A 25,557-nucleotide genomic window follows, 5' to 3' on the forward strand; every position below is an offset into this window, starting at 1 on the left:
GATACCGCGCCTTAAGGGAAACGGGTCTTTTATCGATGCGGTAATACGCTGACGCTACCCCGTTCCGGTGGCGCAGGAAAAGATTTCTCTTAAGAGATCGGATAATAACGGAGAAACACATGACAGTAAGTACACCCATGCTGGTGACCTTTTTAATTTATATCCTCGGGATGGTGCTCATCGGTTTTATTGCCTGGCGCTCAACCAAAAACTTTGATGACTACATTCTGGGCGGTCGCAGCCTGGGCAGTGTGGTTACCGCGCTGTCAGCGGGTGCCTCTGACATGAGCGGCTGGCTGCTGATGGGCTTACCCGGTGCCATTTTTCTCTCCGGCATTTCAGAAAGCTGGATCGCCATTGGTCTGATTATTGGTGCCTGGCTTAACTGGAAAATTGTCGCGGGTCGTTTACGCGTCCAGACAGAACATCATGATAACGCCTTAACCTTGCCCGACTTTTTCACCAGCCGCTTTGAAGATCGCAGCAAAATTCTGCGTGTGATTTCTGCGGTCGTCATCCTGATGTTTTTCACCATTTACTGTGCTTCCGGTGTGGTTGCCGGTGCGCGCCTGTTTGAAAGCACCTTTGGAATGGACTACGCCACGGCCTTATGGGCCGGTGCGGCGGCGACCATTCTCTATACGCTGGTGGGCGGATTCCTGGCGGTCAGCTGGACAGATACCGTTCAGGCCAGCCTGATGATCTTCGCCCTGATTCTGACGCCGCTTATCGTCATCATGGCCGTCGGCGGTTTAAGCGATTCGCTGGCAGTCATTCAGGCTAAAAGCACGGAAAACCTGGATATGTTCAAAGGACTGAATGTGGTTGCGGTCCTGTCGCTACTGGGCTGGGGATTAGGTTATTTTGGCCAGCCCCATATTCTGGCCCGCTTTATGGCGGCGGATTCACACCGGTCAATTCGTACCGCGCGCCGTATTGGTATGGCCTGGATGATTTTGTGTCTGGCCGGCGCCGTCGCGGTTGGCTTCTTTGGTATCGCCTATTTCCAGAACAACCCGGGCGAGGCCGCTGGTGTAACTCAAAACGGCGAGCGTGTCTTTATTGAGCTGGCACGTATTCTGTTTAACCCCTGGGTTGCCGGGATTCTGCTGTCAGCCATTTTAGCGGCCGTCATGTCGACACTCAGTTGCCAACTGCTGGTGTGCTCCAGCGCCCTGACCGAAGACCTGTATAAAGGCTTTTTGCGCAAAAATGCCAGCCAGAAAGAACTGGTCTGGGTCGGTCGCCTGATGGTGCTGCTGGTCGCGCTGATTGCCATCGCGCTGGCCGCCAACCCTGAAAACCGGGTATTAGGCCTGGTCAGCTATGCATGGGCGGGCTTTGGTGCGGCGTTCGGGCCGGTTGTGCTGTTCGGCGTGTGCTGGAAACGTATGAACCGCAATGGCGCATTAGCGGGCATGGTTGTCGGTGCGGTGACCGTGGTGGTCTGGAAGCAGTATGGCTGGCTCGGTCTGTACGAAATCATTCCGGGCTTTATCCTGGCCAGTCTCGCCATCGTCGTCTTTAGCCTGGCGAGTCGCGCACCGTCAACCCAGGCGATGGCACGTTTCGATGCCGCTGAGGCCGAGTTCCAGACGAAGTAATCGCCTTCTTTTTTCCACCGCCTGCCCCCGCGAGGGCAGGCTTTTTTTTGCCCGTTATCTGGCACAGACAGTTACGAAATTATTTCGTTGTGGAACTTGTATTTTTTTGAGTGGTAATGATAATCGGTATCGTTCGTTTTTACGTAACTTTACGCGTCGTTGACGCCGGTTAACATTCAAGAGGTTGGCGATGTTCGTTCCGTTTCTCATTATGCTGCGCGAAGGGCTTGAAGCCGCGTTGATCGTCAGCCTGATCGCCAGTTATCTGAAGCGCACTCAGCGCACTCAGTGGTTTCCTGCGATGTGGGCAGGCGTCTTTATTGCCGCCGCACTCTGCCTTGGGCTGGGTATCTTTATCAACCAGACCACGGGTGAGTTTCCGCAGAAACAGCAAGAGCTGTTTGAAGGTATCGTGGCGGTAATCGCGGTCGTTATCCTGACCTCGATGGTGTTCTGGATGCGCCGGGTCGCGCGCAATATCAAACGGGAACTTGAACACGCCGTCGACGAGGCATTGCATAAATCGGCCGGCGGCGGCCTGGCGCTGGTGATGATGGTGTTTCTGGCCGTCGCACGCGAAGGGCTGGAATCAGTGTTCTTTCTGCTAGCCGCGTTCACGCAGGATGTCGGTTATGCGCCGCCGTTGGGTGCGGTGTTGGGGCTGGCCACGGCGGTGGTGCTGGGCATGCTGATCTACTGGGGCGGCCTGCGTCTGAACATGGCGCACTTTTTCCGCTGGACCAGTATTTTCATTCTGCTGGTGGCAGCAGGCCTGGCGGCAGGGGCTATTCGCGCTTTTCATGAGGCAGGGCTGTGGAACCATTTTCAGCAGGTGGCCTTTGATATGAGCCCGATCTTATCCACGCATTCGCTGTTTGGCACAGTGCTGGAAGGCATGCTTGGCTATCAGGAAGCGCCCAGCGTCAGTGAAGTCGCTGTCTGGCTGCTCTATCTGATCCCCGCTTTATTATTGTTTGTTATGCCTGCACGCGCTGATACCTCAGCAGCTGCGCGCTAACGCGTTTACCCGGCGCGTCAGCCGCGCCTCTGACTGAACAGGGAAAAAATATGATGATGCGTTTTAACCGTAATGCGGTACTGGCTTCTCTGCTGGCGTTTTCTGGCTCTTCACTGGCTGCAGCCATTCCGCAGGTCAGCGTCACTGTGACGGACAAACAGTGTGAGCCCATGTCAGTTACGGTACAGGCCGGTAAAACTCAGTTTCTGATTAAAAATAACAGCCAAAAAGCGCTGGAATGGGAAATTCTCAAAGGCGTGATGGTGGTCGAAGAGCGCGAAAATATTGCGCCGGGCTTTAGCCAGAAACTGACGGCCAACCTGGAAGCCGGGGAATATGACATGACCTGTGGCCTGCTGACGAACCCGAAAGGCAAACTGATCGTGCAGGGCACCGGGAGCAAAAGTGCGCAACAAGGCAAACCCGAACTGATGCAACTGGCGGGCCCCATTAATGCCTATAAAGCTTATGTCACTGAGGAAGTGAGTCAGCTGGTATCCGGCACGCAGGCGTTTACGGATGCGGTGAAAGCCGGTGATGTGGCTAAAGCCAAAGCGTTATTTGCGCCCACCCGTCAGCACTACGAGCGCATTGAGCCGATCGCGGAGCTGTTTTCTGACCTTGATGGTCGTATTGATGCCCGCGAAGATGATTACGAGAAAAAAGCCGACGATCCGAAATTTACCGGCTTCCATCGTCTCGAAAAAGCCCTGTTTGCAGATAACACGACGAAAGACATGGCAGGCTATGCCGACCAGTTAAATCACGATGTGCATGACCTGCAACAACGCGTGAGTGAACTGGCATTTCCTCCGGCGAAAGTGGTGGGCGGAGCCGCCGGGCTGATTGAAGAGGTGGCGGCGACCAAAATCTCTGGCGAAGAGGATCGCTACAGCCGCACGGATCTGTGGGATTTCCGCGCGAATGTGGATGGCGCACAAAAAATTGTCACACTTTTACGTCCGGTACTGCAGCAGGCGAACCCACAGCTTTTAGCAAAAATAGACGCTAACTTCGGTAAAGTGGATGCGATTCTGGATAAATACCGCACGCAGAAAGGTTATGAATCCTATGAAAAACTGACCCAGGCTGACCGCACGGCGCTGAAAGGGCCGATCACCGCTCTGGCGGAAGATCTTTCCCTACTGCGTGGCACACTGGGCCTGAACTAATCATGGACAAGGATCAGGAATTACAGCAGCCTGCGCGGCGGCGTTTATTAAAAGGGCTGGGCATGCTGGGCGGCGCGGCTGCAGTAGGCGCGGGCTGTCCGTTTCATGCCGGGGCTGCTGAGCAGCCCGACAGTTTTGCACCGGGCACGGTTACGCCGAACGCGCGTCAGCAACGACAGCCTTTCTATGGCGTGCATCAGGCGGGCATTATTACCCCACAGCAGGCCGCCATGATGCTGGTGGCGTTTGATGTGCTGACCAGCGACAGGCGTGAGCTGCAGCGGTTGTTTCAACTGCTGACACAGCGCATTGCGTTTTTAACGGCGGGCGGCAAGGCCCCCGCCGTGGTCAACCCACAGCTGCCACCGATGGATTCCGGTATCCTGGGGGCCGAGATTGCCCCCGATAATCTGACCATCACGGTGTCAGTCGGTAACGCGCTGTTTGACGGGCGTTTCGGTCTGGCTGCGCTCAAACCCGCGAAACTGCAGCCGATGACCCGGTTCCCTAATGATTCGCTGGATGCCAGTCAGTGCCATGGCGATCTGCTGTTGCAGATTTGCGCCAATACCCAGGACACGGTGATCCACGCGCTGCGCGATATCATCAAACATACGCCGGATCTGCTGGGCGTACGCTGGCGGCGGGAAGGGTTTATCTCCGATCATGCCGCGCGCAGCGCGGGCAAAGAAACGCCCATTAATCTGCTGGGCTTTAAAGACGGCACGGCAAATCCGGACACGCACAATCACGCCTTGATGGATAAGCTGCTCTGGGTCACCGAGGATCAGCACGAGCCAGCCTGGGCGCGGAATGGCAGCTATCAGGCGGTAAGGTTGATTCGTTTCCACGTGGAAATGTGGGATCGCACACCGTTGGGCGAACAGCAGACCATTTTCGGTCGCGAAAAGCTGAGCGGCGCGCCGCTGGGTATGAAAAATGAACATGACGTTCCCGATTACCGTAACGATCCGGATGGCCAGATAATTGCGCTGGATGCGCATATTCGTCTGGCAAACCCCCGTACGCCCGCCACGGAAAGCAGCCTGATGTTGCGCCGGGGATACAGTTATTCGTCCGGTGTTTCCGCTTCAGGTCAACTGGAGATGGGATTACTCTTCGTCTGCTATCAGCATGATTTGGAATTGGGTTTCCTTACCGTCCAGAACCGCTTAAATGGCGAAGCGCTGGAAGAGTATATACGTCCGTTTGGCGGCGGTTACTTTTTTGTCTTACCCGGCGTGGTGAATGAAAACCATTATTTAGGCCAGTCCTTACTGGAAAGTTGATTAAATTTTAGGCGCGGCATTCTGTGTCTGACAGCGCAGCGTGCCGTGTTTTCATATTGCCGTTTTTTCCCCGTACGGCTTTTTTATCGCCCCGTTTAACACGCCTTTTAACGTGACGTAAAATATACTAACCCTCTGTAATAAATACGTAATTTAATTTAAGTAAGGTCTTCGTTAACGGTCGGTTGAATATTTATTTTTCATGAAAGTGAAAATACTGTTGCAAAATACCAATAAGATGGTTCACTTTACTATGAAAGCGTAATCGGGCGTGTTGATGTCTCACACTGGAGTTCGCGCATGGATAGATGTTTTTACAGCCGTTTAGCAGTAAACAATATCGCACTCACCCGTGAGGGACGTTCTTCCTCAACCGCTTTTACATCTCAATGTGTTTTCTCTCTTCAACTTCACTCCTTTTTACCGGTATACGGTCAGGCTGTTTTGCTGCCGGATATCAATCGTCATGGCCTGTCACGGCTCTAAAGGAAGCCAACTGAAACCTCTAAAGCGTTCACGTAATCGCAACGGGCGTATTGCCTGAAGCGGGAAATGAAACCAACTGTAAGGTGCCACTATGGGAAGACAGAAAGCAGTGATCAAAGCGCGTCGAGAAGCAAGACGAGTGCTTCGTAATGACTCACGCAGTCATCGTCAGCGTGAAGAAGAATCGGTCACTTCGCTGGTGCAAATGGGTGGGCTTGATGCAATTGGCATGGCACGCGATGTGCGTGACCGGGCGCCGATTGAAGCCCGAAATGAAGCTCAGGCGCATTATCTTAACGCCATAGAAACAAAACAGCTTATCTTCGCCACGGGCGAAGCGGGCTGCGGCAAAACCTGGATTAGTGCTGCGAAAGCAGCAGAGGCCCTGATTCATAAGGATATCGACAGGATTATCGTTACGCGCCCGGTGCTACAGGCGGATGAGGATCTGGGATTCCTTCCCGGTGATATCTCAGAGAAATTCGCCCCCTATTTCCGCCCGGTTTACGACATTCTGGTTAAACGTCTTGGCGCATCCTTTATGCAATATTGTCTGCGTCCGGAAATCGGCAAAGTGGAAATTGCGCCTTTTGCCTATATGCGCGGCCGCACCTTTGAAAATGCGGTAGTGATTCTGGACGAAGCGCAGAACGTGACGGCTGCGCAGATGAAAATGTTCCTGACCCGCCTTGGCGAAAATGTCACGGTGATTGTTAACGGCGATATTACCCAGTGCGATTTGCCCGCTGGGGTGCCTTCCGGTCTCGCAGACGCGCTGGCGCGTTTCGAAGAGGACGAGATGGTTGGCATTGTCCGTTTCGGCAAAGAGGATTGTGTGCGTTCCGCGCTGTGTCAGCGCACTCTGCACGCGTACAGCTAGCGTTCGATTGAGTCATGTAGCGACCAAACCCGGCTCCGGCCGGGTTTTTTTGTGTCTCAGATTCGCCGCCTGGCCGCGATCATTCACCGCTGCCGATCTGCCAGATAAAGGTCGGATCGCGCCGGTTCACTTCCCAGTCGCCGACATTTCGGCTCTTGTAGATCACCGGATTGTGGGACGCGATGGTTCGGGCATTGCGCCAGTGCCTGTCCAGCGCGTTTATCACCCGCGTATCTGACGCGCCCAGCGCATTAAATAACTCGCTGGCCGCGCGGGTAATCCATTCAACGGCGACGACCTGCGCTTTGGCGGCCTCCACTTCGGCCTGCACGTTGGCTGCGTGAATCAGGCTTTCTGCTTGCCCTTGTTGGTGCGCATCAAACGCAAGCTGGAGCGACGGCGTGGCCTGCTGCACGGCGGCATCTGTCGCCCAGACCCAACTACTTATCTGGCCGACAACCTGCAACACCTGCACATCCTGTTTGACCTGGCGGGCATTACCGTGGCTGTAAATGCGTTTTCGTTGTGCAACGCTCCGGGACACATCCCGCACAATAGCGCGACCAATGCCGGCCAGGGTCGCGAGTAAGACATGCTGATAAAAAGCCGTCTGATAGCGAAAGCGTTCACTAAAGTCATACACATGCGCAGGCTCCACGTGCGCCTCGCGAAAGCGCGTAGTGCCGCTACCGGTCAGGCGTTGCCCAAATCCATCCCAGTCATCGTCCCGCTCAACGCTGTCCTGATGAGTGCTCACCACCGCAATCACGTCGCGCTGGTTATCGGTGCGCTTAGCGTACACATCAATCCAGTCGGCATAGAGTGTGCCGGTGCTGTAAAACTTTTCGCCCGTCAGTTGCCAACCGTGCCCGGTAGGGGAAACGGTGGTATTCACGTCTCCCAGCCTGACGCTGCCCGTTTCACTCCAGCCACTGCCGACGATGTCGCCATCAACAAAGCGGCGAAACCAGCGTTGACGGTCTTCGCTGTCAGGTTGATTGAGGCGATCCTCGACAAAGGCCATATGGGCGCGCAGAGCCTGAGGCAGATTGGAATCCGCTTCTGCCAGCTCGGTGAGCAAACGAAAAAGCTGCGGCAGCGAGGCTCCCAGGCCGCCATTAGCCGTTGGGATACGCAGCGTGCCAAAGCCCGCCGCCTTAAGCCAGTTTATCGGCTCATGCAACAGTGTCCGGTCGCGTTCGCGTGCAGCGGCCCCGTCGGCGATGCGGGCAAAAACAGGACGAAAGCGTTCTGCCAGACGGGTGTAATCAGGTTCAGACATGGTGTTCTCCTTGGGCTGACGGGTCATCAATATCGTGGCGCGTCGGTTCAAAGCGCACCACAAGCAGGAAAATGATGGGGATGAGAGCGGCCAGTGACACGATCCAGAACAGGTTGGTGCCATAAGCCGCCTGCAATATCGGCAGAATGAACAGCGCCAGTGCGCTTCCTGCACCAGAGATCGAACGGCTAAATCCGACGCCAGTGGCGCGAATAGATGTGGGATAGGCGAGGGCGGGATAGATCATTAACTGCGCACCGGGTCCGAACCCTTCGGCAAACAGCCACACTCCCAGCAGCAGAATGGCAAAGACCACACCGTAAGTGGCTTCAGGATGCCCGATCAAGGCCAGTGAAATCAGGGCGATAAACTGTAGCGCAAACCCCGCGATGGCCACATGACGAGAGGGAAATTTCCAGGCCAGTCGCATGCCCAGCAGGCCGCCGGTAAAGGCGAACAGCGCATTAAGTCCCAGTGAGGCGGCAATGGTTTCGAACACGCCCGCGCCCAGAAACTGCGCCAGAATCGAGGGGAGGAAAAATGCGATAGCCGTATATTCAAAAGCGATACAGGCGTTCATCACCGCTGCCACGATAGTGCGTTCGCGATATGGCTTCTGGAACAGCACGCGGAAACTGACCGCCGGTGCGACAGGCTCGATGGCAGGGGACTTATCTTCATGTGCCTGGATGCCATAGGACTCACGCAGAATACGGACCGCACCGCGTAAATCTCCCTGATTAGCCGCCCATAAAGGCGATTCGTTCATAAACTTGCTGCGCACGGCAATAATCAGCAGGGCAGGCACGGCACCAAACAACAGCGATGCCCGCCACAGCCAGTCAATGTGCTGGGCTGGCAACAGGAAGTAGAGGGCGAAGATGATGAAAAAGCAGACCGACGAGGCGGCATACCACATCGGGCACCAGGCCGCCAGTCGCGCAGCTTTGTTGCCTTTACCCGAAAACTTCGAGAATTCGGCCAGATAGGCCATGGCCACAGGCAAATCCATTCCCACACCAATGCCCATCAAAAAGCGCGCCCCGATCAGTACCCAGACATTCGGAGCCAGACCGGCAGCGAGGGCAGAAACGACGAAAAAAAGCATGTCTGCCATAAACACCGAATAGCGACCGTATTTATCGGTCAGCCAGCCGCCAGCCAGGTTGCCCACAATGGTGCCGATCATAATGGAGGAGGTGACCAGCCCGGTTAAGGTTGGCGTTAAGCTAAACGTCTTAACGACATCATCGATGCCGTAGGACAGCGTCGTGAGGTCATAGGCATCCAGAAAAACGCCGCCCAGCGCCAGAAACACGATCCAGCGCGCATAGCTGTTTTTGTCACTTTGCGTATTGATCAGTCGGGCCACATCGTTGACGGAGCGAACCGGTGTGGAAGGCGGCGAGGGGATCGCCACATCATCATCGATATTGAGAGTGCTCATGTTTTCCTCGTTATTGTCTGTACAGGTGCTGCCTTTATAAGCAGTGCATACGCAGTAAACAAACAAGAAAAAGTGATAAGGAATGCTTTAATTTCAATAAGTTATTTTTTATTCTCAGGCATGAAAAAGACCGGAAACGTGGGCACGCTTCCGGTATGGGTTGGGTGAATCAGGCTAACGAAGCCGTCTCGTTATGTTATGAGGCTTCAGCAGGGACGATCAGGCCCGCTGACGAGGGCGTGCGTCGGTAGCTGGCACCAGGATGAGGATGAGTAAGGCGATCGCCCAGCCCAAAAAGCTTCTCCCGTAACGTGCCGGGCTGGTAATCCTGCTTATATACGCCGCGTTTTTGCAGTTCCGGCACCAGCAGGTTCACGACGTCAGCAAAGGTTTCATGGGTAACGGCATAAGCCAGATTAAAACCGTCAACGTCTGTTTCCTCCACCCAGCTCTGTAGTTCATCTGCCACGGTTTCGGTGCTGCCCACCAGCAACGGCCCAAAGCCGCCAATGCCTACCCAGTCGGCCATGTTTTGCACCGTCCATTCACGCTGCGGATCGGCGGTCGAGAAGCTCTCTACAACAGACTGAATCGCATCGGTATGAAGATGTTTAAACACCTGATCGGGTTGATACTGACTAAAGTCAATGCCGGTCCAGCCGGAAATCAGGGCAAGGGCACCTTCGTGGCTGACATAACGTTTGTAATCCTGCCATTTGGCCTGGGCCAGCTTATCGGTCTCGCCCACGATCACGGTTTGCATATTGAAAATGAGAATGCTGCGCGGATCGCGTCCGGCCTCCTCTGCGCGCCGACGAATATCGGCCACGGTTTTCCTGAGCAGCACCTTAGACGGCGCGGCAACAAACACGCACTCGGCATGTTGCGCGGCAAAAGCCTTACCGCGGCTGGAGGCACCCGCCTGATATAACACCGGCGTGCGCTGTGGTGACGGCTCACACAGATGAATGCCCGGCACCTGGAAAAAGGTGCCCTGATGGTTGATCGGATGGACTTTGTTCGGATCGCTGAAGATATGGCGCTCCCGGTCGCGGATAACGGCGTCGTCTTCCCAGCTGCCTTCCAGCAGTTTATAAACCACCTGCAAATACTCATCTGCATAATCGTAACGGGCATCATGACGGGTTTGCGTGGCCTGGCCCAGATTGCGTGCGCCGCTTTCCAGATAGGAGGTGACGATGTTCCAGCCAATCCGCCCTTTGGTAAGATGGTCCAGCGTCGACATCCTGCGCGCAAACGGATAAGGATGCTCAAACGAAAGCGAGGCGGTCAGGCCGAAACCGAGATGCTGAGTGACCATCGCCATTGGGGTGATCAGCGCCAGCGGATCGTTAACCGGCACCTGAGAGGCACTGCGAAGGGCGGCATCATTGTTGCCGTTAAAAACATCATAAATGCCCAGTACATCGGCGATAAACAGGCCGTCAAATTTACCGCGCTCCAGCAGCACGGCTAAGTCTGTCCAGTATTCCAGGTCTTTGTACTGCCAGGAGCGATCGCGCGGATGCGCCCACAGGCCGGGTGACTGATGACCCACGCAATTCATATCAAAGGCATTTAAGCGGATTTCACGTTGTTTAGGCATAGCAGGCTCCTGAGCGGATGCGGCACGCCGGTGCCGCCCACTTTTTAGGGGGATAATAAACAGGTAAGTGATTAGTCAGTCAGTGAAAGGGGACATCGCTCGTTTAGCGTAGCGGTTGTGAGATTCAGCAGTTGACGGGCAACCGCTTCCGCATGCATTGCCACCTGCGGCAGGCCCATCAGTTCACCAAACCGACCGCGGGCCGCGGGACCGACCACATACAGATGGGAATTGCTGTGGCCCTGTGCCGTTCGCGTCTGCGACAGGGCATTGACATCAATGCCAAGCGCTAAAGGATCGGGCCGGATGACGCCGTCATCACACAACTGGCGTAGCAGGGCATCATGTTGTACCAGTTTCCCGTGCGCCGGGCCGGTGGTCACGATCACCTTATCCACCTCCCGCGTCACGACTTCGCCCGAGCGAGTTTGCAGATGCAGCCGTACCGCAGAATAGCTGGACTCTGCCGCCGTCAGCCGCGCCGCCATCACCTGCAACGATCCGTTTTCCTGCCGCGCGTTCAGCACCTGGCCTGCCTGTGGCGCAATGCGGTAGCGGTGCACATCCCACCACGGCCGCAGATGGCGCAGAAAGCGCCGTTGCTCATTCAGTGGCAGGCTCTGCCAGAGGGTCTGGCCCTGCCGACGAACCTCATCAAAGACGACCTGCCACGGAAGCCCGCGCGCCGCCGCCAGACGCATGTCCTGGCGGATGCGCCGTAACCAGCAGCGCACACCCGCTGGCCTGGCAAGGTGCCCTTCAAGCGACCAACTGAGGTCATGCTGACTGATATTGGGCCGGGGAAGTTGTCCACGGCGTGAAAACACGGTGACAGGGCCGCGGTGTCCCTGGCGATCCAGCGTGGCCACCATATCCGCCATCGTTAAACCGCTGCCCACAATGGCGATGCGCTCCTCCGGACCGACAGAGGCGAGGGCGTTCTCCTGCCAGGGATCGGCGATGATGGCGGGATGGTCAGCCAGTGCGGTTAACGCGCCAGGCAACGACGGCGCGGGATGACTGACGGCCAGGACCACAATGTCGGCGGCAAGGTGTTTGCCGGCGGCGGTGCTGACCGTGCCGTCCCGGAAAGCCACAGCGCGATCCTTCAGATGCGCCAGAACGACAGGCGACTCACGTTGTGCCGCCTCGAACTGTGCATTGACCCAACGGGCAAACTGCCTGCGCTGAGGATAGACATGACCATCGTGCCAGCGCGCGGCGGGATCGCTGACATATGCATCAGAGGCGCGATACCAGCGATCAAAGCTGCCTTCTTCCTCTCCCGCCAGCTGCATGCGTGACGCGGGTACATTAAGGCGGTGAGCCGGATCGGCCGTCGAGTAGGCAACGCCCTGCGCCAGCTGCGACCGGGGTTCGATGAGCGTGACACGCAGTCCGGCCTGGCCCAGACGACCCAGATGCACGGCCAGCGCTGTCCCGCTAAATCCACCGCCCACGATGACAATATGCTGCTCTGACATAAACCGCCTCATTTGTTAGCTGGCACTGGCGCTTTTTTCGGGACGACGATCGCCACCGATAGTTTCACCAAAGGGACCTGTATTCACGCTGCGCTGTGCTTTCCCGGCGTGCGTCGACAGCGGCAGCAGTGGCATCAGTAACTCGGCTACCCGGTGCGCTTCTTCCAGATGCGGATAGCCCGACAGAATAAAGTTATCAATCCCCAGCGCCTGGTATTCCCGAATCCGCGCAGCCACCTGCTGAGGGTTGCCGACCAGTGCAGTGCCCGCGCCGCCGCGCACCAGTCCGACGCCTGCCCATAAATTGGGGCCGATGCGTAAGCCTTCGCGTGAACCGCCGTGCAGTGCACTCATGCGCGCCTGGCCCGTCGAATCCATACGGGCAAAGATCTTCTGAGCGGATGCGATGGTTTCATCATCCAGATGAGCTATCAGTTTATCGGCTGCTGCCCAGGCTTCCTCTTCGGTTTCACGCACAATAACGTGCAGTCGAATGCCGTAGGACAACGCCCGGCCACGTTCCTGCGCCCGCTGGCGCACAACGTTCAGTTTGGCGGCAACCTGCTCAACGGGTTCGCCCCAGGTGAGATAAGTATCGACCTGACTGGCGGCCACGTCGACCGCATCGTCCGACGAACCACCAAAGTAGAGCGGTGGACCGTCGGCCTGCACAGGCGGAAACAGAATTTCAGCGCCCTCCACACGAATATGTTCACCGTGGAAGTCCACTTTCTCGCCTTTCAGCAAACGGGAATAGACCTCCAGGAACTCCCGCGTGACCTGATAGCGTTCGGCATGACTCAGGAAAATACCGTCGCCTTTATTTTCCACCGGATCGCCACCCGTCACCACATTGATCAGTAAGCGCCCGTCTGACAGACGGTCCAGCGTTGCCGCCATGCGCGCCGCCAGGCTCGGCGGCTGCAACCCCGGCCTGACCGCCACCAGATAACGCAGCTGTTTAGTGATGGGGGCCAGAGCCGCCGCCACCAGCCAGGAATCTTCACAACTTTTACCCGTGGGGATCAGTACGCCGTAGAAACCTAGATTGTCTGCCGCCAGGGCGACCTGTTGCAGATAGGGCAGATCGACCGCTCTTCCGCCCTGGGTGGTCCCCAGATAACGTCCGTCACCGTGGGTGGGTAAAAACCAGAACAGATTAATGTTTTTCTCAGAGGCTTCAGGCATTAGCAGATTCCTTTATAACGATATTTGAAATTGGCAAATGAAAAGCAATCTTTCAGTTATAAAGCCATTAGCAGAATACGTGCCAACTGTGTCTGGTCATTTTTTCCTTTGAATTTATAGCGTTATGATTTCAGCTTTCAGGTACGCGCTGTTGCACATGCAGCAGGCGTTGAACTTCAGTGCTGCATTTGCAGCACAGGGGCTCAGCCCGTGGCTCGTTTCCCTTCACGCTTAGCGTTATCGTGAGCGCTCAGTCACTTTGCAGGTATTCGCTATGGAACACGCTGGTCCCGATTTAATTGACCCGGCTTCTCTGGCCTTCAAAAGTATCCTGGATCGCCTGGCACCCACGGATGCCACGGTGTTAATCATTGGCGAAACCGGCACCGGTAAAGAGGTGATGGCGCGCTATCTGCATCACCACAGCCCGCGCCGCCGCGCGCCCTTTGTCGCCGTGAACTGCGGCGCACTGACGGAAAGTCTTGCCGAGTCAGAACTGTTTGGGCATGAGAAGGGCGCGTTTACCGGTGCCACGGAACGTCATCGTGGCTGGTTCGAGGCGGCGCAGGGCGGCACGCTGCTGCTGGATGAGATCGGTGAACTCAGTTTGCCGCTCCAGGTAAAACTGTTGCGCGTATTGCAGGAGAGAGAGATTACCCGGGTAGGTTCATCTCAGGCGATAAAGGTAAATGTTCGGGTGCTTGCCGCCACGAACCGCGACCTGACCGGTGCGATTGCCGAACGGCGCTTCCGCGAGGATCTCTATTACCGGCTGAATGTGGCCAGCGTGGCGCTGCCGCCTCTGCGCGAGCGCCGTGAGGATATACCGGTGCTGGCCGCGTATTTTCTGCAACACTATGCGCGCCGACTGGGCCGACCTCAGCTGCGTCTGAGTGAGGAGGCGATCGCGACGTTAAGCCGGTACGCCTGGCCGGGCAATATTCGGGAGCTGGAAAACACATTACATAATGCTGTTCTGCTCAGCCAGGAAACACTTATTGGCCCCGGGCATCTGCGTCTGGGCCGCGTGACTGAGGCTGCACCGGTGCCTGAACAGGACGTGATTGATCAGTTTATCCGGCAGCAACTGCAGCACAGTGAAACGCCCCTGTATCCCAGAATTATTGAATCCTTAGTGCGGAATGCCTATGCGCTGAGTCAGGGAAATCAGCTCCAGGCGGCAGCGCTGTTGGGGATCAGCCGTCACAGCCTGCGCACCCATCTGGGCCACTGCGGCATCATTAAGCCGCGCCGCAGCAGCGTCATCGCGCCATCGCGTGCTTTGACAGACTCTGTGGTGCAGGAGCGCGAGTTGCGTATTGGTTACCAGAAGTTCGGCAATCTTGGCATTCTCAAAGCCCGTCAGCATCTTGAGCAGCAGCTGGTGGGTCAGAATGTCCGCGTGTTGTGGAGTGAATTTCCTGCGGGGCCACAGTTGCTGCACGCCCTGCGCGATCAGGAAATTGACTTTGGTACGACAGGCGAAGTTCCGCCCCTGTTTGCCCAGGCCGATCAGGGCACGATGGTCTATGTGGCCTGGGAACCGCCTGCGCCGCAAAGTGTTGCCCTGATGGTCGCCAGACACAGCGCCATCACGACGATTGCCGATCTCAAAGGCAAGCGCATTGCGGTGAATAAAGGTTCTAACGTCCATTTTTTGCTGCTGCAGATCCTCGATGAAGCAGGCCTGACGCTGGACGACGTGCGTATCGTGTATGCCCCACCGAAATACCCGTTAACCGCCAGCGACCTGAATGCGGTCGATGCCTGGATGATGTGGGACCCTTTACTGAGTGAGGCCGAACGTGGCGATCAACTGCGCGTCATTGCCGATGGCGTGGGCCGGGTCAGCAACCATCAGTTCTATCTGGCGGATCGCCAGTTTGCTACGCATTCACCCGATTTACTGCGCCTGTTGATGACCGCGCTGGAGCAGACTGGCCAGTATATCGATGCCCATCCGGCCGAGGCTGCCGGGTTACTGGCAAAGGAGTTGGGCATGTCCGACAGCGCATTACGTCAGGCGCTGGCGCGGCGTAGTCATCGAACTCAGGCGATGAACTTAGCGATTATTCGCGAGCAGCAGAGAATCGCCGATCGTTTCTATGCGCTCGGTCTGTTCCCCCGCGCCATCAACGTCCGGGACAGAGTCTGGCCGCAATGACGTTTTATGACTAAGAACAGAACTTATACGCATTAAGCCCTCAGGCACGGATTTGTTATGTTGCGCTGACAACACCTTCGTTCAGGACAAAAAAATGAGAAAAATAGTGATAAGCGCACTGATTGCGCTCGCTCAACTTGGCACCTTCGTGACAGCACAGGCGGAAGACAAACCCCAGGTCGTGAATATCGGTTTTCAGAAAGCGAATATTTTTGCGCTGCTGAAATACCGTGGCACGCTCGACAGCGAATTTAAAAAGCAGGGCATTGATGTGCGCTGGGTGGAGTTCCCGGCAGGCCCGCAGATGCTGGAAGGGCTTAACGTAGGCAGTATCGATTTGGCGGCCACCGGCGATGCGCCTCCTGTTTTCGCGCAGGCGGCACAGGCCGATCTGGTCTACCTTGGCCACTCGCCGGCCAACCCGCAGACCGAGGCCATTGTGGTGCCGGCCGACTCCTCGATCAAAAGTGTCAAGGATCTGAAAGGCAAGCGCGTGGCGCTGAACAAAGGATCGGATGTTAATTATTTGCTGGTGACTGCGCTGGAGCAGGCGGGGCTGACCTATAAAGATATTACGCCGGTTTATCTTCCGCCTGCCGATGCCCGGGCCGCCTTCCAGCGCGGTGCTGTCGACGCCTGGGTTATCTGGGATCCGTATCTGGCCGAAGTCGAAACCACGGCCCATGCGCGCCTGCTGAAAAATGCCGAAGGCTTAGTGCCGCATTACACCTTTTTCCTGGCCAGCCGCAAATTTGCTGATGGTCATCCCGAGACGGCGAAACAGGTGCTGAACGCGCTGAGTCAGCTGAGCGTCTGGGCAAACAGTCATCAGGCTGACGCCGCAAAAATCCTTTCCGGCTCCACGGGGTTGCCTGTACCCATCTGGCAGCGCGCGCTGGCCCGCATGCCGTTTGGGGCGGAACGTATGACGCCCAACGTGTTTAACGAACAGCAGGCGCTGGCCGATAAATTTACCCAGATCGGTCTGTTGCCGGTGAAGGTGAATGTCAGCAGCGCGACGTGGGCACGGGATAAGCAGTAACGCGTGAGCGCGAGTGCTTTAAGGGCCTGCGGGTGAACCGGCAGGCCTTTTTTATTGGGTGCGACAGAGGACGATAAAGAGGGATTCACTCGCTGCGCTCGCCCTTCGGGTGGCCTGGCGGCCATGCAAAACGGCGTTGCCGTTTTGTCGCCCCCCGGTCGGGGGTTCTCATCCCCCTCTCAGGATGAACATGCAAAAAAAAAGTCCAGAGGTGAGTCTGGACGCTTCTTCAAATCTGGCGGTGAGAGGGGGATTCACTCGCTGCGCTCGCCCTTCGGGTGGTCTGGCGGCCATGCAAAACGGCGTTGCCGTTTTGTCGCCCCCCGGTCGGGGGTTCTCATCCCCCTCTCAGGAGAACAGGCAAAAAAAAGTCCAGAGGTGAGTCTGGACGCTTCTTCAAATCTGGCGGTGAGAGGGGGATTCACTCGCTGCGCTCGCCCTTCGGGTGGCCTGGCGGCCATGCAAAACGGCGTTGCCGTTTTGTCGCCCCCCGGTCGGGGGTTCTCATCCCCCTCTCAGGAGAACAGGCAAAAAAAAGTCCAGAGGTGAGTCTGGACTCTTCTTCAAATCTGGCGGTGAGAGGGGGATTCACTCGCTGCGCTCGCCCTTCGGGTGGCCTGGCGGCCATGCAAAACGGCATTGCCGTTTTGTCGCCCCCCGGTCGGGGGTTCTCATCCCCCTCTCAGGAGAACATGCAAAAAAAAAGTCCAGAGATTAGTCTGGACTCTTCTTTGAATGTGGCGGTGAGAGGGGGATTCACTCGCTGCGCTCGCCCTTCGGGTGGCCTGGCGGCCATGCAAAACGGCATTGCCGTTTTGTCGCCCCCCGGTCGGGGGTTCTCATCCCCCTCTCAGGAGAACATGCAAAAAAAAAGTCCAGAGATTAGTCTGGACTCTTCTTTGAATGTGGCGGTGAGAGGGGGATTCGAACCCCCGATACGTTGCCGTATACACACTTTCCAGGCGTGCTCCTTCAGCCACTCGGACACCTCACCGCAAATTGTTGCTGACCGCGCTGGGTCAACGGGGCGCTACTATAGGGAGTCGACCTGAAACGGTCAAGCACTATTTTTTTCTTTTTTTCTATTCGCTTAAGCTCTGAACGAATCGCGTTAAGGCTGCGCAAAATCGGGTTTTTTAATCACAAAACGCCCGTTTTTACGCAGTGTAAAGTCCGCTCAGCGGCAGACGGTTACTGGGCGGTTTTAACCCGACTGGCAAAACTCTTGCGCAGCTTTTGCAGTTTAGGGGGAATCACCGCCATGCAATAGCCGTTTCGCTGGCCGGCACCTTCCCAGTAGTCCTGATGATAACCTTCTGCCGGATACCAGGCCTTTAATGGCTCAATGGTTGTGACAATCGGTTTATCATGATCCTGCTGAGCGCGTGCAATCGCGGCACGGGCTTCAGCTTCCTGCTCGGGTGTTTCGGGGAAAATGGCGGAGCGATACTGAGTGCCGATGTCGTTGCCCTGGCGATTAAGCTGTGTTGGATCATGCGTGGCAAAGCTGATGTCCAGCAAATCGCCATAGCTGACCTTCTCAGGATCAAAGCCAATGCGAATGGCTTCTGCATGACCGGTGGCGCCACTGCAGACCTGCTCATAGGTCGGATTAGGGCGCTCGCCGCCGGTGTAACCGCTTTCGACTGACTCAACGCCAATCACGTCTTTAAAAACCGCTTCTGTACACCAGAAACAGCCGCCTGCGATTACTGCATATTCGATTGCCATAAATGTTACTCCTGTCTGGTCTGAAGGAAAGAGGTGGGGATGACGTCAGGCATTTTCAACATCTCTGAAGACGTCAGCGTAAAGAGAGCCGCGTTAAACGCCGTCTGCTGTGGGGCCTTTTTGTCACACGATGCGTTTAGCGTAGCAGGGAACAGGGCAAGCGGTGGGCACCCTGTCGGGAACGTTTAAGCAGCGCCAGGGAATGTGGCGCTTAATGTTTCCTTAACACAGGGCAGCGATACTGAGGTGGATTCTACAGGAGACGCTATGAAAACCACGACTGTTACCGCCACCTCTTTCGTATCACGCCCATTCAGCGAGTACGTTGCCGTTATTCTTGCCGTCAGCGCTGTCATCAGCTTTCTGGCCTGCTGGTTTGTGAACTGAATCAGTCCACCGCGAAAAGGACCCTGGCCAGGCAACCTGAACGGTCAGGGCGATTTTCCAGCAGAAACTGGCCATGATGTAACTGCACAATCCGACTGACGATACTCAGGCCCAGCCCAATGCCACCATAGCGCGTGTCCATGCGGACAAAGGCTTTGCTTAACTCGCCGCGCCTGCTTTCATCAATGCCGTCACCTTCGTCTTCCACGATCAGCGCCGGGCCTGGTGTGTTTTCAAGCCGCACGGTGATATTACTTTCAGGTGGGCTGTAACGGTGGGCGTTTTCCACCAGATTGCGCAGAAGCATTCTTAACAGGATCGCATCGCCTTTCACCCTGAATCTGTGCTCAACATCAAGGGTTAACGTTTGATGACGCACGGCAAGCATCGCACTCAACTCCGCTTCCATAGGCACAATCACTTCATCAATGAGGGCAACCTGCTGGTAGCTGCCCGAGGTAAACTGCTGGCCGGCACGGGTCAGCTGCAGCAACTGGGCGACATTTCCTGTCATCTGATCCAGACGATGTAATAAAGGTTGCGTATCGACGGCCTGATTTCGTTGTAGCAACTCAAGATGTAAGCGTAAACCTGCCAGCGGCGTTCGCAGCTCATGGGCCACATCGGCCGTAAACAGGCGTTCACGTTCCAGACTGTCTGTCAGACGTGCGACAAGGCGATTCACAGAGTGCGTAACAGCGTCAATCTCCTGCACCGATCCGGAAAAGGTGATAGGTTCCAGGTTTACCTCGCTCCGGTTCTCCAGTTCACGCTGCAACTGATAGAGCGGGCGGGTAATCCAGCGTACCGCCTGATAGCACAGGAGCAGCGTCAGCGTAATCATCACCAGACTGGGCAGGGCAAGACTCATCACGGCTTCGCGGACTTCTTTATGGACATGCTGGTCCATGTTGCGGTTCTGCAGATGCGCCTCAACTAAAAATTGCACCTGTTCCTGACTTTCATGCCAGAGCCAGGCCACGCTGATGAGCTGGAAAAACAGCATAATGAGGCCAATCGTGAGAAGCAGCCGAAAACGCATGGTCGTCCCGGTGCGGTCAGTATTCATGTCTCGGGCATCTCGTTATCGGTTTGGGAGGGGGACAGGGCATAGCCGAAGCCGCGAACCGTTCTAATCATGCTTTTGCCGATCTTGTCACGCAGGTTGTGGATATGCACTTCCAGCGTATTGGTCGAAGGCTCGTTATCAAAATTGTATATATCCTGATACAGCAATTCGCGGTGCACCGGATGGCCCGCTTTGAGCATCAGGCGAGACAGAATCGAAAACTCTTTAGGGGTGAGATCAAGCAAGGCGTTATCCAGATGAATCTGGCGATGGGTCATATCCAGCGACAGGTTGCCCACCTCCACGCGCGTATCCCCCTGGTTAACATGACGTCTGATAAGGGCACGAATCCTTGCCAGCAGTTCATCCAGCGCGAAAGGCTTGATCAGATAGTCATCGGCACCTGCATCCAGCCCGGCGATGCGCTCATCAATCGTGTCCCGTGCGGTAAGAATCAATACGGGCTGCATCTGCTTCTGACGACGAAGACGCTGCAGAAAGTGCAGTCCATCCTCATCCGGCAGGCCGACATCCAGCACGATCAAACTGTAAAGCCCGCTGGCAAGATGAGCTTCCGCGGAACGGACCGTTGAAACCGCATCGCAGACATAGCCCGTGCCTTCCAGCGCCAGAACAAGGCCTTGCAGCAGCAGAGCATCGTCTTCAACAATTAATATTTTCATAAGCGCTTAACAGGATACCTCTTTTGTATCAGTACCGATGACCGGACACAGCAATAACGGGTCGCTCGTCCGCGAACTCGCCTTGACAACCTTGTCTGGCAAGCGGATAAGGCAGGCCGTCCCGGTTTCGTCGGCTGTGCCTGCTTTGGGCAAACATGCCGGGATTGTTGCTGACATGACGAATGTTGTCACTCAACTTAGCTCAGCGGAAACGTTAATTAAAGATGAGATAAAGGGGCTGCGAATCTGCCCCTTTTCGTCGCGCCCGGCATAATGCCTTAACCCGTAATAAGACGTTTTATCAAATGCGAAAGGGCAACATGACGGACTGACTATTAATATAAAGTCGGAATAATAAAAAATGTTATTTTATCCGGGTTGAATCATTAGTGAATGTCTCCATTATTATTGGCTAATACATTCGCATTAACGCGCAACAATGAAAGTCAGACGGTAATAAGTGAACAGTATGGATAAGAAAGATTAGGAAAACCTTAAACAGGACCATTTATTACATTTTTATTTCTTTTTTGCAGGCGCAAAATAAGTCGGCGTGAGCAGGCCGGTAATCGCCATTATTGCCAGCAGCAGAATTAAGCGTGACGGCTGGCACAGGAAATGCATATTTCTGGCAGAATGCAGGATTGCGTCTACACTTTATGGGGCGACAACGACAGTCAGTGAGTTTTTCAGCACTTAACGCGTATGTTTTTGGAGAAAGAGTTACCGAATTGCAGGGTTTTACCGCGCAGTCTCCTTACTTCATTCGGCCTTGCGCCGACCTCTTGCTGAACGCTCTCTGCTGCGATGTCCTGATGATGAACCCGTTTACAGGAGAAGACACGTGACCCAGACGGCAGAAAGTAATGCCTCGTTTCCGTCATTGAGCGGCGGTCTGTATGCCTTCTTTTTTGATGTTGATGGCACGCTGGCAGCGATACAGCCCCAGCCGGATGCCGCTTTCATTCCAGAACAGGTTGTAGCAGAGCTGCAACGCCTCTCTTCTTTATGCCACGGCGCGCTGGCGCTGGTATCAGGTCGTCCTGTTGAGCAACTGGATGCGCTTGCGGCACCGTTGCACGCGCCGGCTGCCGGCGTGCATGGCGCTGAACGTCGTGACGCGGAGGGCAAGGTGCACCGCGTGTCACTGCCCGAAGAGACTGAACGTCAGCTAAAACAGATGCTGGAAGCCGAAATGGCCCACTGGCCAGATACGCAGCTTGAAGCGAAAGGGATGGCGTTTGCCCTCCATTATCGTCGGGCGATGGCACATGAGCAGGACATATTGCACCTTGCGCAGGCCGCCGTCGAACGTTTCTCGGGTCTGACGTTGCAGCCCGGAAAGTGTGTGGTTGAAATTAAACCGACCGGCATTGATAAAGGCGCGGCTGTACAGGCATTTATGCAGGAAGCCCCGTTCGCGGGACGTATTCCGGTGTTCATCGGTGACGATCTGACCGATGAGAAAGGCTTTGCCGCCGTCAATGCCATGCACGGGATTTCCGTGAAAGTGGGAGAAGGCGAAAGCCAGGCACGTTATCGTTTACATGACGTTACGGATGTCTATGCCTGGCTGGAAAGAACACGATTACAATTAGAGCAAGATAACGTTGGTAAGGAGTTTAGGTTATGAGTCGTTTAGTTGTTGTATCTAACCGTATCGCCATGCCAAATGGGAACAAAACCAGCGCGGGCGGCCTTGCCGTTGGCATCCTGGATGCGCTGAAAAGCACGGGTGGACTGTGGTTTGGCTGGAACGGTGAGATAAGTGAATTTTCGGGTGAGGAAGAAAACCCGGTATCGGTAACGGAGCATGATGGTATTGAATATGCCTCCTTCCCGCTGAGCCAGAACGAGTACGATCTCTATTATTGTCAGTTTTCTAATACCGTTATCTGGCCTGCTTTCCATTACCGCTTAGACCTGGTGCAGTTCCAGCGTGAAGCCTGGGAAGGATACTGCGAAGTTAATGATGCCGTCGCGCAGCGGCTGAAACCGCTGATCAAGCCTGACGACATTCTGTGGATTCATGACTACCACTTCCTGCCGTTTGCCGCCGCGCTGCGCCGGGCAGGCATCAACAACCGCATCGGTTTCTTCCTGCATATTCCTTTCCCGACGCCCGAAATTTTCAATGCGCTGCCGCCGCACAGAGAACTGCTGGAAATGTTGTGCGAATACGATCTGTTAGGATTCCAGACGGAATCTGATCGCGTCGCCTTCCTCGACAGTGTGAGCCAGCTGACGCAGTTGCAGAATAAAGGTGACAAAAAACATCGCGCCTATGGCAATACCTTTATGACGGAGGTGTACCCGATAGGGATTGAACCTGACAGCATTAAGGAGATGGCTGAAGGGCCATTGCCACCCAAAATGGCGGCGATGAAGAAGGAGCTGGGCGATGTGCGCAATATCATTGCCTGCGAACGTCTGGATTACTCGAAAGGCTTGCCGGAACGCTTCCTGGCGTATGAAGCGCTGCTGGAAAACTACCCGCAGCATCACGGCAAGATTCGTTACTCGCAGATTGCGCCAACGTCTCGTGGCGATGTGCAGGCCTATCAGGATATTCGTCATCAGTTAGAAACCGAGGCAGGGCGCATCAACGGGAAATACGGCACCCTGGGCTGGACGCCACTCTATTATCTTAACCAGCACTTTGACCGTCGTTTATTGATGAAAATTTTCCGTTTAACGGATGTCGGCTTAGTGACGCCGTTGCGTGACGGGATGAACCTGGTGGCGAAGGAGTACGTGGCGGCGCAGGACCCGGACGATCCGGGTGTGCTGGTACTGTCCCGTTTTGCCGGTGCGGCTAACGAGCTGACGTCCGCGCTCATCGTGAACCCTTATGACCGCGATGAAGTGGCCGCGGCGCTGGATAAAGCGATTACCATGCCCCGTACCGAGCGTATCTCACGCTATAACGATATGATGGCGGTACTGCGTAAAAACGACATCACCGCATGGCGCGAAAACTTCCTGCGTGATCTTGAGAAGATTGCCCCGCGGAGTGCCGATCACGGCATGGCAAATAAGGTTGCCACCTTTCCGAAACTCGCCTGACAGCAGAGCAAGCCAGGGAAGGCTTGCTGTGCGTTACATCCCGCCGCTTTTGCATACACGCTGTTGCTAATGATTGTCCCCTAACTCAAAAGCGCTTTTGCGTCGCCAGGCGTCCGTCTGACGGCAAAGTGGCGTAAAAATGTGCAATTAACACCACCATTCACTTTCTTTACCTGGTTAAGCTAAAGTTCTCTTCATTCCTGCCGATAGTTAAAATGCATAAAACTCTCCTGCCTGCAATTCATTCATATCCTTAATGTAACTCCTTGTTACATCGGTGTACGCTCTCTAAACGGGTTGCTTTCAGCCTTTACGACGGATTGTCAGAAAGCGCGTAATCAGAATTGTCGGCCTTCTGCCCCTGTTTTCCCTTTTTTTGTCTTATCACCTAACTGACTAATTTAAATACAAATAATGCGCGCCATGGGTAGCATATTCCACTGGTTTTATGGTTTTGGCTGGTTCTAAATAGGGTGCAAATTCCATTCATTGAGATAAACAGGAATTCTGCCTGCCTTACAGAATCATCCCTGATTTTTGTAGCCAATTAAGTCCAGCTCAGGACAAATCCCTGTAAAAAAAACGTCAAATTGTGCAAAAAACAGACAGTGAGGAAGGGATAATAAAGCGTTACTGAAGAAAATAGAGGCAAAAGTGTGATCTGCGTCACACTTTATCTAAAATTTCACCGAACTGTCGTTGTATGTAAGGATCATCCGATATAGATTTGCCTTGTTTTCGGATTAGTCTTAAAAAAGCAAGCAAGCCTCAGGGAAGAAGGTTATCGACTTAAGAATAAGGTGGACTGAAAAGATTGACTTCTGACCGGACAGACAGGTCGCAAAAAGAAGCAGAACTCAGAACCATTGCTTTTTATGTTTAATTATTTTGCCATCTTTAGATTTACCAACCAGCAGCTCGATACGCAGAGATGTCATCTGCGGTAAGTTACGTCGCGTCTCTCAGGATGGAAAAATGGGTACATCTGAATTACTAAAACATATTTACGATATCAACTTGTCATATTTACTGCTCGCGCAGCGATTAATTAACCAGGAAAAAGCTTCTGCGATGTTTCGCCTCGGGATCGATGAAAAGATGGCTGACGCATTGTCTGAATTAACCTTACCTGAAATGGTGAAATTAGCTGAGACCAACCAACTTGTGTGTCAGTTTCGTTTCACCGATAGCACCGTTATTAATCGCCTGACGCAGGAATCACGTGTGGATGATTTACAACAAATCCATACCGGGATTCTTTTATCCAGCCGTTTATTACGCAGTGCGTCGAAAGACGCCGCGCCTACTAAAAAGAGGGCGGTATAATGGGTGAGAAAAGTATTGTTCAGGAAGCGCGTGATATTCAGCTCGCTATGGAGCTGATCACACTGGGTGCGCGCTTACAAATGCTGGAGAGCGAGACGCAGCTGAGCCGCGGTCGCTTGATCAAACTCTATAAAGAGTTGCGTGGCAGTCCACCCCCTAAAGGTATGTTGCCATTCTCGACTGACTGGTTCATGACCTGGGAACAGAACATTCATGCCTCAATGTTCTGTAATGCCTGGACGTTTTTACTGAAAACCGGTTTGAGCAAAGGGATTGATGCGGTGATTAAAGCCTACCGCCTTTATCTCGAGCAGTGCCCGCAATCGGACGAGGGCCCGCTGTTGGCGCTAACACGCGCCTGGACCCTGGTGCGATTCGTTGAAAGCGGTATGCTGGAATTATCAGATTGTAAATGCTGCAGCGGCAGCTTTATTAATCATGCACATCAGCCTGTTGGCAGCTTTGTCTGCAGCCTGTGCCAGCCACCATCACGTGCCGTAAAAAGACGTAAACTTTCTGCAGATACTGCCGATATCTTTCCACAACTGCTGGATGAACAGGTTAAACACGCCGTTTAAATTTGTTCGCAATGTGGAAGTCATCCAGCAGCGGTTAATCCCGCTGCTTTTTTTT

General features: G+C 54.8%; 19 protein-coding genes and 1 tRNA gene. 11 read left to right on the forward strand and 9 right to left on the reverse strand.

Annotated features, from left to right (window positions below; genetic code table 11):
- The first annotated feature begins 119 nt into the window (after positions 1-119).
- The 5 genes from putP to phoH all read left to right on the forward strand — a co-directional run bounded on the left by putP (position 120) and on the right by phoH (position 6,449).
- The gene (gene putP, locus C7433_RS00120) at positions 120-1,604 is read left to right on the forward strand and encodes a sodium/proline symporter PutP (protein ID WP_039342584.1); all 1,485 of its coding nucleotides are present in this window, start codon (positions 120-122) and stop codon (positions 1,602-1,604) included.
- 190 nt (positions 1,605-1,794) lie between these two features.
- The gene (gene efeU, locus C7433_RS00125) at positions 1,795-2,622 is read left to right on the forward strand and encodes an iron uptake transporter permease EfeU (RefSeq protein ID WP_033742028.1); all 828 of its coding nucleotides are present in this window, start codon (positions 1,795-1,797) and stop codon (positions 2,620-2,622) included.
- A 50-nt stretch (positions 2,623-2,672) separates the two neighbouring features.
- Entirely contained in the window at positions 2,673-3,794 is a 1,122-nt protein-coding gene (gene efeO / locus C7433_RS00130) for an iron uptake system protein EfeO (RefSeq protein WP_110267409.1), read from the forward strand.
- A gap of 2 nt (positions 3,795-3,796) precedes the next feature.
- Positions 3,797-5,083, forward strand: coding sequence for an iron uptake transporter deferrochelatase/peroxidase subunit (gene efeB, locus C7433_RS00135; protein WP_110267410.1), 1,287 nt, complete (start codon positions 3,797-3,799; stop codon positions 5,081-5,083).
- A gap of 577 nt (positions 5,084-5,660) precedes the next feature.
- On the forward strand, positions 5,661-6,449 hold the full coding sequence (gene phoH / locus C7433_RS00140) for a phosphate starvation-inducible protein PhoH (RefSeq protein WP_006120221.1): 789 nt from the start codon (positions 5,661-5,663) through the stop codon (positions 6,447-6,449).
- Between the two features lie 79 nt (positions 6,450-6,528).
- Here phoH and C7433_RS00145 read toward each other — a convergent pair whose 3' ends face one another.
- The 5 genes from C7433_RS00145 to ssuD form a co-directional block, all read right to left on the reverse strand.
- Entirely contained in the window at positions 6,529-7,731 is a 1,203-nt protein-coding gene (locus C7433_RS00145; protein ID WP_006120222.1) for an acyl-CoA dehydrogenase family protein, read from the reverse strand.
- Positions 7,724-9,178: an MFS transporter gene (locus tag C7433_RS00150; protein WP_054633624.1), complete on the reverse strand. Its 1,455-nt coding sequence runs from the start codon at positions 9,176-9,178 to the stop codon at positions 7,724-7,726. Before C7433_RS00150 ends, C7433_RS00145 begins: the two co-directional genes overlap by 8 nt.
- A gap of 196 nt (positions 9,179-9,374) precedes the next feature.
- Positions 9,375-10,784, reverse strand: coding sequence for an LLM class flavin-dependent oxidoreductase (locus C7433_RS00155; RefSeq protein WP_033742023.1), 1,410 nt, complete (start codon positions 10,782-10,784; stop codon positions 9,375-9,377).
- A gap of 71 nt (positions 10,785-10,855) precedes the next feature.
- Positions 10,856-12,268: an FAD/NAD(P)-binding protein gene (locus C7433_RS00160; RefSeq protein WP_110267411.1), complete on the reverse strand. Its 1,413-nt coding sequence runs from the start codon at positions 12,266-12,268 to the stop codon at positions 10,856-10,858.
- A 15-nt stretch (positions 12,269-12,283) separates the two neighbouring features.
- The gene (gene ssuD / locus C7433_RS00165; protein ID WP_110267412.1) at positions 12,284-13,456 is read right to left on the reverse strand and encodes an FMNH2-dependent alkanesulfonate monooxygenase; all 1,173 of its coding nucleotides are present in this window, start codon (positions 13,454-13,456) and stop codon (positions 12,284-12,286) included.
- Between the two features lie 274 nt (positions 13,457-13,730).
- On the opposite strand from ssuD, the gene C7433_RS00170 reads away from it, so the two are divergent.
- Positions 13,731-15,620 carry an aliphatic sulfonate ABC transporter substrate-binding protein gene (locus tag C7433_RS00170; protein ID WP_110267413.1) on the forward strand — a complete coding sequence of 630 codons (1,890 nt, stop codon included), beginning with the start codon at positions 13,731-13,733 and terminating at the stop codon, positions 15,618-15,620.
- A 94-nt stretch (positions 15,621-15,714) separates the two neighbouring features.
- The gene (locus tag C7433_RS00175; RefSeq protein ID WP_110267414.1) at positions 15,715-16,662 is read left to right on the forward strand and encodes a sulfonate ABC transporter substrate-binding protein; all 948 of its coding nucleotides are present in this window, start codon (positions 15,715-15,717) and stop codon (positions 16,660-16,662) included.
- 906 nt (positions 16,663-17,568) lie between these two features.
- On the opposite strand, the gene C7433_RS00180 is transcribed toward C7433_RS00175, so the two are convergent.
- The 4 genes from C7433_RS00180 to pmrA form a co-directional block, all read right to left on the reverse strand.
- Positions 17,569-17,656, reverse strand: a tRNA-Ser gene (locus tag C7433_RS00180).
- Between the two features lie 197 nt (positions 17,657-17,853).
- Complete coding sequence (msrA, locus tag C7433_RS00185) at positions 17,854-18,393, reverse strand: peptide-methionine (S)-S-oxide reductase MsrA (RefSeq protein WP_006120229.1); 540 nt, start codon at positions 18,391-18,393, stop codon at positions 17,854-17,856.
- Positions 18,394-18,781: 388 nt separating this feature from the next.
- Entirely contained in the window at positions 18,782-19,849 is a 1,068-nt protein-coding gene (gene pmrB / locus C7433_RS00190) for a two-component system sensor histidine kinase PmrB (protein WP_110267415.1), read from the reverse strand.
- Positions 19,846-20,532 (reverse strand): two-component system response regulator PmrA, encoded by a 687-nt coding sequence (gene pmrA, locus C7433_RS00195; RefSeq protein WP_033742008.1) that lies wholly within the window; start codon positions 20,530-20,532, stop codon positions 19,846-19,848. The genes pmrB and pmrA overlap by 4 nt, the downstream gene beginning before the upstream one ends.
- 844 nt (positions 20,533-21,376) lie before the next feature.
- On the opposite strand from pmrA, the gene otsB reads away from it, so the two are divergent.
- The 4 genes from otsB (at position 21,377) to flhC (ending at position 25,502) form a co-directional block, all read left to right on the forward strand.
- Entirely contained in the window at positions 21,377-22,165 is a 789-nt protein-coding gene (gene otsB, locus C7433_RS00205; protein ID WP_033742004.1) for a trehalose-phosphatase, read from the forward strand.
- Positions 22,162-23,598 (forward strand): alpha,alpha-trehalose-phosphate synthase, encoded by a 1,437-nt coding sequence (gene otsA / locus C7433_RS00210; protein WP_033742002.1) that lies wholly within the window; start codon positions 22,162-22,164, stop codon positions 23,596-23,598. Before otsB ends, otsA begins: the two co-directional genes overlap by 4 nt.
- A gap of 975 nt (positions 23,599-24,573) precedes the next feature.
- Positions 24,574-24,924, forward strand: coding sequence for a flagellar transcriptional regulator FlhD (gene flhD, locus C7433_RS00215; protein ID WP_006120236.1), 351 nt, complete (start codon positions 24,574-24,576; stop codon positions 24,922-24,924).
- Entirely contained in the window at positions 24,924-25,502 is a 579-nt protein-coding gene (flhC, locus tag C7433_RS00220) for a flagellar transcriptional regulator FlhC (RefSeq protein WP_033742000.1), read from the forward strand. Before flhD ends, flhC begins: the two co-directional genes overlap by 1 nt.
- Positions 25,503-25,557 lie beyond the last annotated feature (55 nt).

Origin of the sequence: Pantoea sp. PNA 03-3, from assembly GCF_003201175.1 — a bacterium.
Taxonomy (GTDB): Bacteria; Pseudomonadota; Gammaproteobacteria; order Enterobacterales; family Enterobacteriaceae; genus Pantoea; species Pantoea stewartii.